The organism is Microcoleus sp. MON2_D5, assembly GCF_036701905.1.
Classification (GTDB): Bacteria; Cyanobacteriota; Cyanobacteriia; order Cyanobacteriales; family Microcoleaceae; genus Microcoleus.
The window spans coordinates 68714-81299 of record NZ_JAUBRM010000005.1; the positions used below are offsets into that span (position 1 = coordinate 68714).

The window sequence follows — 12586 nt, forward strand, 5'->3', positions numbered from 1 at the left end:
TCTTGAATACTGATTCTAGTTAACAACTTTTCAGTACATTTGAGCTTAAAGCAGGTTGAAAACTATGAGTAAATTACGTTGGCTTCGCAAACTTCTACCCCTAGCAGTATCTGTAGCAACTACGATCGCAGCAGCAGGAGCGATCGCGCCACCAACTTCTGCTCAAACCAATCCGCCGCCACCCCAATCCCAAGAAGTTCAACCAGCCCAAGAAGAAGGAATTAGCATCCCGACGTGGATCTATCCCGTAGGAGGAATTGTACTAATTTTCATCTTCCTACCTAAGATTGGCTGGATTTTGGGACTGATCGCGATCGGCGAACGAGAAGTGGGAATTGTTACCAAGAAATTTTCTCGCAAAAATTTGCCATCCAGTAGATTAATTGCTCTCGATGGCGAAGGAGGTTTGCAAGCAGATACCCTTCCTCCCGGCTGGCATTTTGGTTATTTTCCCTGGCAATATAGCATTCGCAAAGAACCAGTTGTTGTCGTTCCTCAAGATGAAATCGGTTTAATTATTGCCAATGACGGAGCCAGGATTCCTCCCGATCGCATTTTAGGCAAAGTCGTCGATTGCGACAATTTTCAAAATGCTCGAAAGTTTCTCACCGACGGTGGAGAAAAAGGACGGCAACTAGCCATCATCACCACTGGTACTTATCGGATTAATACGGCCGTATTTGAGGTGATTACTTCTGCCAATGCCACTGCAAAGGGTATGCAGCCGTCGCAACTTCAACTATACAAACTTGCTCCCGATCGCGTGGGAATTGCGAACGTGCTAGACGGGATTCCGATTGATGAAGGTGAAATTGCCGGACCGATAATTCCCGGTCACGACAATTTCCAAAAAGCGCAATCTTTCATCAAAGGTAAGGGGCGCAGGGGCTTGCAAGAACAGGTGATTTTATCCGGTTCTTGGAACCTCAATCCCTGGTTTGTGCAAGTTGAACAGGTAAAAATGACGGAAGTGCCGATCGGCTATGTAGGCGTCGTAATTTCCTATGTGGGAAAATCGCACCAAGATGTAAGCGGCGTGGCTTTTACCCACGGCAATCTCGTCAACAAAGGCGATAAAGGTGTGTGGGTCGAACCGCTTTACCCCGGCAAACATCCCATCAATACAAAAGTGATGAAAGTCGAACTTGTCCCCACTACGGATGTAGTTTTAAACTTCACATCGCGGTTCAGCGGAGAACACGGCTACGACTCCAAGTTAAGTGCTTTGAAATTGCTTTCTTTTGACGGATTCACCTTTGAGTTAGAAGTTTTTCAGATCATTCATGTCGGTACTTTGGATGCACCGAGAGTCATTTCGCGCCAAGGTTCGATGCAAAATCTCATCGACCAAGTGCTGCGTCCAATTGTGGGCAATTATTTTCGCAATTCTTCTCAAGAATATACAATACTCGATTTTCTGATCGCGCGCAGCGAACGCCAAGCAGAGGCGGCAGAACACGTTCGTCAAGCGCTGCGGGCCTATGATGTGCAAGCTGTGGACACCCTGATCGGTTTGATTTCGCCGCCAGGAGAGTTAATGCAAACATTGACCGATCGCAAAATTGCTCAGGAACAAGAAAAAACTTACCAAGTGCAGCGGATTTCCGAGTCGCAGCGTCAAGAATTGGTGCGCGCAACTGCGATCGCCAACATTCAAAATCAGGTGGTGGCGGCAGAACAAGGGGTGAAAATTGCTCAACTGAGCGCAACTGCTGCGATCGAACACGCAAGCGGTGAAGCAGAAGGGATTCGGCTGATGGGACAAGCAAAAGCGGATGCTTATCAAGTTGGTGTGAACGCTCTCGGTACCCAGAGTTACACGCTGTTGCAACTGATGCAGGCGGTTTCGGATGGTAGCGTTCGCGTCGTTCCCGATGTCACAGTCAATGGTAATGGCGGTAGTGGGGGTTTGCTGGACGGTTTGATGGCAATGTTGCTGCGGAATGAAACCAGTAAGAATGGAGAAAATGGAGCACAATCACCTGTAATTAATGTCAAAAAATCTAAGTCTGTTGTTGTGGAACCTGTGGCAAAATCACCAGTAGTAAATGTGCATTCGGTGGAGCCGCCGGAGTCTCCTAATCATTCACCAGTTGCTCAGTCTGTGGCTGTTGCGGAGATTGATATTGATTCGGCTTTTGGTGAATTGTTAGATATTTGAGTTAATTTGTGCACTTTGTAGAGAGGACGGTTGTCCTCTCTGAAAGCTTTTTGTCTAAGATTTTACTGTTCAGAGAATTAGAGGTGCAAAATTATGACGTTTATGGTTATACAGAAATACGTGAATTTGTCAAGGTTGATGGTGGTAGTTGCTTTTAGTGCGATCGGTTTAGGATCGTGTAGAAATGGACTTTCGGTTTTAGCAGCAGAAACGCAAAGCGCAAACAAAACATTTGGTGATTGGTGTCGCGAAAAAGCTTCTCTGAGTCCTGAAGCTAAACATACTGTTGAAGTGTTGTTGCGGAAATCTAAGACTACTGAGTGCGATGCGGCTAATCAGAAACTTTCCCGTCTCACAAAACTTGACCTTGATAACAATGACATCAGCGACATAAAACCCTTGGAATCTTTGACTAAACTGACTGAACTAGACCTCAGCCGAAATGAAATCAACGATATTCAATCCTTGCAATCTTTGACTAACCTGACTGAACTCTCCCTCGACAACAATCAAATTAGTGACATTAAACCATTGCAATCTTTGACTAACCTGAATTTGCTGGTCATTAGGGACAATAAAATCAGTGACATTAAACCCTTGCAGCCCTTGACTAACCTGTTTTATCTCTGCCTCAGCAACAATAAAATCAGCGACATCAAACCCTTACAATCCTTGACTGAACTGGATTATCTCGAACTCATAAACAATCAAATCAGCAACATCCAACCCTTAGAATCCTTGACTAGCCTGACTTTTCTCGAACTCAACACCAATCTAATCAGCGACATTAAACCATTGCAATCCTTGACTTACCTGACTTTACTAAATCTCAGCAACAATAAAATCAGCGACATTAAACCATTGCAATCTTTGACTAAACTTAAGGATCTCGGACTCAGCGGAAATCCGATCGCCCCCAAAACTTGTCCTCTCAAGCCAGAGTCTATATGCAACTGGGAACTCAGCAATTAAATGCTGCAACTTTACAGTTAAGACAATTAGAGGTACAAGACTATGCCATTTATAGTTGCACAAAAACAGATGAATTTACCATAGCAGTATCGCAACAGGCTGTTGTAGAAGTACAAGGGTTAAGTGCAACATTTTTTTTGAATATGACTTTTATGAGATCAATTAATGAATTATATGAATTGACTTTCAGCGTAGCTTGTTTGATTATGTTAACAGTATTCAATTGAAATTGATTCAATTTGGTGTCAGTGTTCTCTGATTATCACTCCAAACACAAACATGAGGCTGCTGGATAACTATATTTTTCGCCGACATAACTTGCTCGATTCACACCAAAAATTGCCGAGTAAACTCATCAAGGAGAATGCAAAATGACTCAACAAAAACCACAGAAAAATAATCCCAACCCGACGGCTTTTATTGTGTTGGGTATAGCGGCGCTGGCCGCACTGAAATTAATTCACGGGCTGTTGGGAAATCGCGCTAGTTACAAACTTAAAGCCGTGTGGAATTGGATGTGGGGATTGCCCATTGAAGCTGACAACAAAATTGCGGTGCAAGTTGCCCAAGAATCGCTGAAATTCATGCAGCAGTCGGTGCTTCAGCTAACTGAATCTGTTGCAAAAATTTCTGCAAGTTATCAACAAGCAAAACAGAAATATGACAGCAAAAAGCAAGAATTTATGCAACTAGAACAGCAGGCAACTCTAGCTAATTATCACGGTAATGAAGCAGCCGCACGTTTAGCGATGGGAAAAGCGATCGCCCTTGAAAAATTGCTGCCAACATTAGCAGGACAAGTTGCTCAATCCGAACAAATTTTGATAGCAAATAAGGATAAATTGAATCGCGAACGCCAGCGTTTAGAAACTTACAAAATGGAACTGCAAAACCTCAAAGATTTGTCAGAAGTAAATGAGGCATTAGCGGATATTGCCAAAGTGAACGGCAGCATCAGTACCGATTCAGCGCAATCGCAATTTGAAGAGGCACAGTCATCTATCCACAAGCGCTACTTGCAAACCAATGCCTTAGTCGAATTATCGGAAAATCCGGCTGAAAAACTGACGGCAGACCTCGACAACATGATGCTGGACGACGAGATTTCTCGCCGACTGCTAGAACTTAATTTGTACAATCACTCGCACGTTTTACCAGTTGAGGAGAATAGGAATTGATCGAGAGTTGTAGGTTCTTTTTATCGTTCCCAGGCTCTGCCTGGGAATACCCGGAGGCTCTGCATCCAAACACCAAACAATATCGCAATAAGAAGAACAAATTATGTCTCAAGATACTAACAAAACAAAAAGTCCGCCGCCTATTGTTTTTATTATTCTCGGCTTAATTGCGTTTGGCGCATACAAGTTCGTTCCCGGTTTATTCAAGGGAAAAAGCTCAGATACATCGGGAGCGATCGCAAATCGCATCAGTTTAGGAAATCAGATATTGCTGGCATCCCAAACAACAGCAGAAAAAAAAGCCGGCGTTGAAGCTTTTGTCAAGGGAGATTACCAAGCAGCCGTCAAAAATTTTCAGGATTCGCTGCAACAAAATCGCAACGATCCCGAAACCATTATTTATTTGAATAATGCCATTATTTATTTGAATAAGGCTACAGCCAGCAATGGTTCTTCCTTAAAAATTGCTGTCAGCGTTCCCATTGGTAGCAACCCTAATGTCGCCCAAGAAATTCTCCGGGGTGTCGCCCAAGCTCAGGATGAAATCAATACTATCGGTGGCATCAACGGCGCCAAACTGCAAGTAGAAATTGTCAACGATGACAATAGTCCCGAAGTGGTCAGAGAAGTTGCAAAGACATTGACAAAAGATCAGAATATACTAGCAGTAATTGGACACAATGCTAGCAATGCGTCTCTCGAAGCGGCTCCGATATATCAGCAAGAAAAACTGGTAATGGTGACACCGACGAGCTTTGCCAATAATCTCTCAGGATTTGGCAGCTACATCTTTCGGACAGTCCCCAATATTAGCGTCATGGCGGCTCCCTTAGCAGAATATGTAGTTAAAACAGAACGCCAAACTAATATTGCGGTGTGTTATGACTCCCAAGCACCCGATAACATATCATTTAAAGATGAATTTGTTGCCTCTCTTACTGCTGCTGGTGGCAGATTAGTTCCCACTGTTTGCGACTTTTCTTTACCCTCTTTTAATCCCGACAATGCCCTCGCCGATGCTGTCAGCAAAGGTGCACAAGGATTGATGCTAGCACCCCACATCGATCGCATTGACCGTGCCATCTCTCTGGCTCGCAGCAATCGAGGCAAATTGCCACTCTACGGCAGCACTACGCTCTACACCTTTCAAACTTTAAAAGACGGACAACAAGACGTTAACGGCTTAGTATTGCCCGTTCCCTGGCATCCAGAAACTAATCCCGGTAGCCGTTTCCCAGAAAATGCCCGTCGGCAGTGGGCAGGAATTGTGAATTGGCGAACCGCAACGAGTTTTGACGCGACTCAAGCTGTCATCGCTGGCTTGCGACAAAGCACTACGCGGGAAGGATTGCAACAAGCACTCAGAAATGCGAGTTTTTCGGCAGCAGGATCAAGCGAGGATGTGAAGTTTTTGCCCACGGGCGATCGGGCTGGTAAGCCGATTTTAGTGGAAGTTAAACAAGGAGGAAGCACTGGCTATAACTTTGTCCCGCTGCGGTAAGTTTGTTAAGTGCGATCAAACTAATTATTCTTGTTCCCAGGCTCTGCCAGGGAATGCGTATTCGGAGGAAGAGCCTCCAAACAATATCAAAATAAGGAGAACAAATCATGTATCAAGATACTAACAAAAGAAAAAGTCCGCCACCCATTGTTTTTATAATCATTTTTGGCTTAATTGGGTTTGGCGCATACAAGTTCCTTCCCGGTTTATTGGCATCCAAAAGTTCAGATACACCTACATCGGCAACGAGTTCATCGAGATCGAGTTTATCGGGTGCGATCGCAACTCGCATGAGTTTAGGAAATCAGATATTGCTGACATCGCAAACAACAGCCGAAAAACAAGCAGGCGTTACAGCTTTTGCCAAAGGAGATTACAAAGAAGCTGTTCAAAAATTTCAGGCTTCGCTGCAACAAAATCGCAACGATCCGGAAACGGTAATCTATTTGAATAATGCCAGAGTAAGCGATCGCACTTCTCTTAAAATTGCCGTCAGCGTGCCGAGCGGCAGCAACCCCAACATCGCCCAAGAAATCCTCCGAGGTGTCGCCCAAGCTCAAGATGAAATCAACGCTAGGGGAGGAATTAACGGTGCCGGTTTGCAAGTTGAAATTGTCAATGACAATAACCGTCCAGAAGTTGCAAAAGAAGTTGCAGCAGCATTAGCAAATGACCAGAAAATTCTAGCGGTAATCGGACACAATGACAGCACTGCGTCTTTAGCTGCCGCTCCAATTTATCAGGAAAAGAAACTGGTGATGATCACACCTACCAGCAGTACGAATAATTTGTCAGGTTTTGGCAGCTATATTTTTCGGACTGTGCTAAATAGTGCCTCGACGACTGCTCCTTTAGCAGAGTATATCGTTAAACAAGTCGGCAAAACCAATATTGCCTTCTGCTACGACTCTCAAGCTGCGGGCAAAGCTTCGTTTAAGGATGAATTTATTGCTTCTCTTTCAGCATCAGGTGGCAGATTAGTTCCTATTGTCTGCGACTTGTCAGCCCCGACATTTAATCCTAACACTGCGATCGCGGATGCTGTTAGCCAAGGTGCACAAGGATTGATGGTAGCATCCCACGTCGATCGCATCGATCGCGCGATCGATCTAGCGCGTGCAAATCAAGGCAAATTAGCGCTTTACAGCAGTTCAACTCTTTACACCTTTCAAACGCTAAAAGACGGGCAAAAAGACTTTGACGGGCTTGTTTTGCCTGTTCCGTGGCATCCTGGAACTAATCCCAACAATCCATTTCCTAAAAATGCCAGTCAGCGCTGGGGAGGAGTAGTAAATTGGCGAACCGCAACGAGTTTTGACGCGACTCAAGCTGTCATCGCTGGCTTGGGGCAAAGCAATACGCGGGAAGGGTTGCAACAAGCACTCAGAAATCCGAATTTCTCGGCAGCAGGATCGAGCGAGGATGTGAAGTTTTTGCCCACGGGCGATCGGGCTGGTAAGCCGATTTTAGTGGAAGTTAAACAAGGAGGAAGCACTGGCTATAACTTTGTCCCGCTGCGGTAAGTTTGTTAAGTGCGATCGGGCAGGATGCCCACTTCCCAATCAAATTAACTCTTTGTGGAACAGGTATATTGCCTGTTTTTTAGCATGATTAAACTCGACTTTTATGTTTAATTAACATGATTATTAAGACAAAATGAAACGGGGAAATTAAAGGAGAGCGTTGTATATAATCGCGCCCGTTGAAACCCCAACCTACACGGCAGAAAAATATCTATAAGCTGAAGTAAATTCTCAGGATAGGCATGAATTTATCCAGGGAAAAATTGTTCCGATGACTGGCGACACACCGAATCACAATATAGACTTGAAAAGGAAGTCTTGGGCCGGCAGGATGCCTAACCCCTACTCCCCACAAGAATTGTTGCAGATGTCCGATCGCTTTTTTGTCAAATATCCCAAATAGTGGTAATATCCCCGTATATCGATCGGCTCTGATGGAGAACAGCCATCAGACGCAAGGGGGAAAGTTCGGTGCGAATCCGGCGCTGTCCCGCAACTGTAATGAGATCGTTGGAACTCTGAGTCAGGATGCCCGCCGATTTGTTTACCTGTTGTTTTTCATCTGCGAGGTATGGATGATGGTGAGTTTATTATTTTTTTAATTATTGGATTGGGCTTTTTTGACCGCAGATATCAGCAGATAAACACAGATGAACGCTGATGTAATTCGCTCTGGGTTCTGAAGCGTATATTATTTTAATGGAAAAGAAATGCGAATTGAAGATAGTGTTTGGCAGGGTAGTTTTGGCTACTGGCAAAACTTGTTTATTCACCAGAATATTTTGCCGATCGGACATACTGCTTGGAATGGCTTTTTGAATCGAGGACGGGGCTTGGTTGCTTGCAAAATCAATACTCCCATTAACGGCTATGTGAATTGGAGCGTAGATACTATCAAGTACGATCTGCAATTTATTTCCGACTTGGAGGCAACCGTTTATTTGCAACAACTAGAAATAGAGGAAAACACTGTTTCAAATTTGCTCCCAATCATTGCGGGCTACGAACCCAAGGAAGCAATTATATTTTTGTCGATCGCCAACGGTCAGATTGATATCAATTTGTTGCAAAGCTTGGCAATTTCTCCTGTTGAGTGCTATGAACAAGTATGCAAGCGCTGGGAAGAATTTCAACTCTGCCCGAAATCCTAAAACTTACTAAATTTTCCGAATGTCGCAGCCAAAATCCATCGCAATTTCCAAGGTAACTCGCTACCAAAATGCAGCGCTTAATTACTATTTGGGCCTGACAGATTCGCCCTACCTTCACTACGGCTATTGGGAAACCCTACCTGTGCCCGCTGACGAACTAACGATCGCACGATTGCGCCTCGCTCAGCAAGCTTATACTGTAAAACTGTTGGATGCAATCCCCAAAGGCACTCATACGATACTGGATGTGGGCTGTGGGATTGGCGGAAATGCGGCTTATTTGCTCGATCGAGGTTTTGCAGTCGAAGGGCTCGCACCCGATCCGTTCCAACAGCAGCGCTTTCTCCAGTGTACTGGCGATCGGGCAATCTTCCACCTCACGAGGTTTGAAGACTTCAAAGCAACCCATTTCTACGATCTTATTCTCTTTAGCGAAAGTAGCCAGTATATGTCGGCTGTTGATATTGCTAACGGTGCCGCCAAAATCCTCAATCAGGGCGGTTACGTTTTGCTGGCTGATATGCTGCGCTCTGATGCTAATTATAAAGAGGGAATGTTCTCTAATTGTCATGTTGTTACGGAACTTCATGCAGCCTTAAAGCAGGCTGGATTCACTTTAGTAAAAAGTGAGGATATTTCCGCCCATATTTTGCCGACTATCGATTTGTATGTCGATACTTTCCGCCGATATGGACTAAATACAATGATCTATGTTGCCGATTTGATTGCGATCACAGTTCCCCCCGTCCACAAATTCCTGCGCTGGATATTTCGCCGCTGGTTCAAGAAGTTGGTGGTTGAAGGATTGGAAGCGGGCAAACTTTTTGAGCAACATCTCTGTTATGAAATGCAACTTTGGCAGTTGTCAAAATCAGATCAAGGCTGACACAAATATAGCAATCCTAAATCATTTGTGAATTTCTTACTCCCTCCCCTTGATAAGGGGAGGGTTGGGGTGGGGTAAAAAGTTTACGACTTCTGCAAGGATTGCTATACAATGGAAATCGGTAATCAGTAATTGGTAATTGGAGGCATAGCCTCCGGGTATTTATTCCCAGGGAGAGTCTGGGAACAAGGCTATAAAAAGTAAAAAATAACGAATATGTCTGAATGGATTCTCGAATTCGCTGGCACTTCCTACTCCTATCCCTGCGGTTCGCGATCGGCAATTCATGATTTAAACCTCACAGTCCCCGCCGGGAAACGGTGCGGGCTGATCGGTCAAAATGGCTGTGGCAAAACTACCTTTTTTCTGTTAGCAAATGGCTTATATCAACCCCAACAGGGAATCATTAGCTGGCAAGGTGAACCCTTTCGCTACGATCGCAAATCTTTGATGCAACTGCGCCAACAAATCGGACTCGTCTTTCAAAATCCCGAACATCAATTAGTAGCTTCGACGGTAGAAGAAGATATTTCCTATGGATTGTACAATTTAGGCTTAAGAGAATCCGAAATTGCTCAACAGGTGCAGCAGGCGATCGAGCAATTCGATCTAAGCGAACTCGCCCGCGAACCAATTCACAATCTCAGTTTGGGCCAGAAAAAGCGGGTTTCCATCGCCGATATCATGGTTCTCAAGCCCAAACTGCTGCTGCTAGATGAACCTACCGCCTATCTCGACCCGCGTCACACCCGACAACTGATCGGTTTACTTCAACAAATTCACAGCACCGGAACCACCATTCTTTTAGCAAGTCACGACCTCGATTTCATCTACCGCTGGGCTGATTGGGTGTTTGTAATGGATCGGGGAAAACTGATTTTAGAAGGAACACCGGAAACCGTTTTTGCTCAGCGGGATGTCTTGGAACAATTGCAGCTTGGCGTACCGCTGGCGATCGAGCTTATGGAGCAAATAAGGGCGATGTTTCCAACAGACGAGCGCTCAAAAATCCCCGCTTTCGAGCAATGGCAACAACAAATTTTACAAGCACGTCGGCTGCTTTAACGAGACTTAGACAATTGATAATTGGCGTTGCTGATTCACGGTATGAATTACCTTTTCGCTTGAAGTTACAAAACTCACCAGACTTGGCTTATAGCAATTGGGAAATCTGGAATTCATACCTCTATTCAGCCACGCCGTTTATAGCAATTGAGAAATCTTGAATTCATATCTCTATCCAGCAACGCCGCCCGTGGGGGTAAGTTCAGATTACACATTACCCATTATCAAAAATTGATTTAGGAAAAAGGCGATCGCCCCACTGCCGATCGGCACAGTCAGATTGTCAATTCCCAGCTTGGAAACCGACTCCAAAGTAGCAGCCGCCAAAGCTACAACAGCAGACACAGCCCAAGTTTGCCAAATATTGCCTTGAACCGTCAGCAAAATCAAACTGCTAACAGCAAAACTCACCAAATACATAGTTGCAGAACCTTCCCAACTCTTCTGTATTCCCCAAACTCGATAAATATGTTTGCCGTATTTCTGGCCGATGACAGCAGCCAATCCGTCGCCCCAAGTCATCACTAAAATGCCCAAAGCAGCGTACTCCTGATGCTGTAGCGGCCAAAACCAAGCTACGAGAACGCTGATACTAACAGCATAGAAAAAAGTCCCCAAACTCTTCCGGTTGATACTGTTAAGACTGGGCAAAATCGGAACTTGGTAAGAAATGAGGGCGATCGCACCTGCTAAAACCCCCGCCGAAATCCCCACCCAACCGGGTATTTCCAGCCCCCACGCCAGCAAAATCACATTTCCAGTACCGATGTGCACCACCTTCCGCGATACTTCAGGATCGACAGAAGTAAAGCGATTTAACCCTTCAGCTACCAGTAAAATCAAACCCAACCAGACTCCCACGAGGGAAATTTGCAACCACACAGTCGGAATTTCAGAAAATATAGACACGATATTTAGGAAAAACTTATTTACATCAGGCACTCTTTACTACTTTAGTGGAAAGCGCGATCGCTCTGTTCGGTGTTGGGAGGATTTTCAACCGTCGCTACGGTATAATTTACTCGCTCTCCTGTGGTCGGCTTCGGAGACAAGGTGAGTTAGTCTAATAAAATTATTCGTTTGAAGTTTTGAGAGGCTCAGAGAATCTGATTACTATGCAGTATGTCTTAATTATTCATGAAGTAGAAAATTATGAAGCTTGGAAACAGGTATTCGATCGTGCTGAAAGCATCCGAAAAGAAGCTGGCGAGCGCTCCTATCAGGTCTTGAAGTATGACAATGAACCCAACAAAATAGTTCATTTCTCCGCGTGGACATCAATCGCAGATGCTAGGGCGTTTTTTGAGTCGCCTAGACTGGTTAAAATTAGAGAAGAAGCCGGAGTTAAAGCTCCTGAGTTTATTTATCTAGACCAATTAGAGTCAGGAGTATTGTGAAAGACCTATTTGTATAATGTAAGTTGTTCAAACTATGTGATTGTGTTTTGAGTATGTACGACGGTAGCTACTACCAGCTAAGGGCTGAGTACAATTGCTGGATGAATCAAAATTTATATTCTGTCTGCTCGGCTATTCCTGATGAACAGCGCAAACAGGATATGGGTGCCTTTTTTAAGTCTATTCATGGCAGTTTGAATCACTTACTGTATGGTGACAAAGCATGGATGGGTCGTTTCACTCTTCACCCATTTTCGGGTACCGTTATCGGTCAAGAACTGTATGCTGAATTTGAGGTTTTGAGAGCAGAACGGGAGACAACGGATCGGCAAATTATAGAATGGTCTAGACACCTTAATTCTGACTGGTTGAGCCAACCGTTTGAGTACACAAGCAATGTAGATGGTAAATGCCGCGTGCTACCGACTTGGGTTCTGGTGACACATATGTTCAATCATCAAACTCACCATAGAGGGCAAATTACCACACTACTCACACAACTTGGCTACGACCCAGGCGTTACAGATATTCCGTGGCTACCCGCTATATCAATCGGATAATTTCTGGTTGTATAGCTACACGCCTGAAGACTCGGCGGTTAAAACCTCCTCTACACTTGCCTCTCGTCCCAGCAGAGGGGGACTCAAGAAAATCCAGAATTTAAACTTGTTTCGGTGAGTTTTGTCTGTATAAACGTGATTTTAACCCCCGACTTTTTAACCGTTGCCTTATGAGTTTTGTGTGTATAGACG

At 44.6% G+C, this 12586-nt stretch carries 13 protein-coding genes and 1 riboswitch; of the genes, 12 read left to right on the forward strand and 1 reads right to left on the reverse strand.

The genetic code is table 11. From position 1 onward, the window contains the following. The first annotated feature begins 64 nt into the window (after positions 1–64). The 10 genes from QUA47_RS03120 to QUA47_RS03165 all read left to right on the forward strand — a co-directional run bounded on the left by QUA47_RS03120 (position 65) and on the right by QUA47_RS03165 (position 10437). Positions 65–2161, forward strand: coding sequence for an SPFH domain-containing protein (locus QUA47_RS03120; RefSeq protein ID WP_333429679.1), 2097 nt, complete (start codon positions 65–67; stop codon positions 2159–2161). Between the two features lie 102 nt (positions 2162–2263). Continuing rightward, entirely contained in the window at positions 2264–3133 is an 870-nt protein-coding gene (locus QUA47_RS03125) for a leucine-rich repeat domain-containing protein (RefSeq protein WP_333429680.1), read from the forward strand. Then, entirely contained in the window at positions 3109–3360 is a 252-nt protein-coding gene (locus tag QUA47_RS03130) for a hypothetical protein (RefSeq protein ID WP_333429681.1), read from the forward strand. The genes QUA47_RS03125 and QUA47_RS03130 overlap by 25 nt, the downstream gene beginning before the upstream one ends. 144 nt (positions 3361–3504) lie before the next feature. Continuing rightward, positions 3505–4311 carry a PspA/IM30 family protein gene (locus tag QUA47_RS03135; RefSeq protein WP_333429682.1) on the forward strand — a complete coding sequence of 269 codons (807 nt, stop codon included), beginning with the start codon at positions 3505–3507 and terminating at the stop codon, positions 4309–4311. 103 nt (positions 4312–4414) lie between these two features. Beyond that, positions 4415–5812, forward strand: coding sequence for an ABC transporter substrate-binding protein (locus QUA47_RS03140; RefSeq protein WP_333429683.1), 1398 nt, complete (start codon positions 4415–4417; stop codon positions 5810–5812). Positions 5813–5919: 107 nt separating this feature from the next. Beyond that, a complete protein-coding gene (locus QUA47_RS03145) occupies positions 5920–7335 on the forward strand; it encodes an ABC transporter substrate-binding protein (RefSeq protein WP_333429684.1) in 1416 nt (471 codons plus the stop codon). Positions 7336–7606: 271 nt separating this feature from the next. Continuing rightward, positions 7607–7738: a hypothetical protein gene (locus QUA47_RS03150; RefSeq protein WP_333429685.1), complete on the forward strand. Its 132-nt coding sequence runs from the start codon at positions 7607–7609 to the stop codon at positions 7736–7738. Between the two features lie 6 nt (positions 7739–7744). Next, a riboswitch (cobalamin riboswitch) is annotated at positions 7745–7889 on the forward strand. A 156-nt stretch (positions 7890–8045) separates the two neighbouring features. After that, positions 8046–8486: a hypothetical protein gene (locus QUA47_RS03155; RefSeq protein ID WP_333429686.1), complete on the forward strand. Its 441-nt coding sequence runs from the start codon at positions 8046–8048 to the stop codon at positions 8484–8486. A 19-nt stretch (positions 8487–8505) separates the two neighbouring features. After that, entirely contained in the window at positions 8506–9372 is an 867-nt protein-coding gene (locus tag QUA47_RS03160; RefSeq protein ID WP_333429687.1) for a methyltransferase domain-containing protein, read from the forward strand. Positions 9373–9588: 216 nt separating this feature from the next. Then, positions 9589–10437 carry an ABC transporter ATP-binding protein gene (locus QUA47_RS03165; RefSeq protein WP_333429688.1) on the forward strand — a complete coding sequence of 283 codons (849 nt, stop codon included), beginning with the start codon at positions 9589–9591 and terminating at the stop codon, positions 10435–10437. A gap of 207 nt (positions 10438–10644) precedes the next feature. On the opposite strand, the gene QUA47_RS03170 is transcribed toward QUA47_RS03165, so the two are convergent. Next, positions 10645–11346, reverse strand: a complete 702-nt coding sequence (locus QUA47_RS03170; RefSeq protein ID WP_445302478.1) for a diacylglycerol/polyprenol kinase family protein — start codon at positions 11344–11346, stop codon at positions 10645–10647. A gap of 206 nt (positions 11347–11552) precedes the next feature. Here QUA47_RS03170 and QUA47_RS03175 point away from each other — a divergent pair, with 206 nt between their 5' ends. Both QUA47_RS03175 and QUA47_RS03180 read left to right on the forward strand, forming a co-directional pair. Then, a complete protein-coding gene (locus QUA47_RS03175; RefSeq protein ID WP_190733824.1) occupies positions 11553–11834 on the forward strand; it encodes an antibiotic biosynthesis monooxygenase in 282 nt (93 codons plus the stop codon). A 53-nt stretch (positions 11835–11887) separates the two neighbouring features. Next, on the forward strand, positions 11888–12394 hold the full coding sequence (locus QUA47_RS03180) for a DinB family protein (RefSeq protein WP_333429689.1): 507 nt from the start codon (positions 11888–11890) through the stop codon (positions 12392–12394). The last annotated feature ends 192 nt before the right edge of the window (positions 12395–12586 follow it).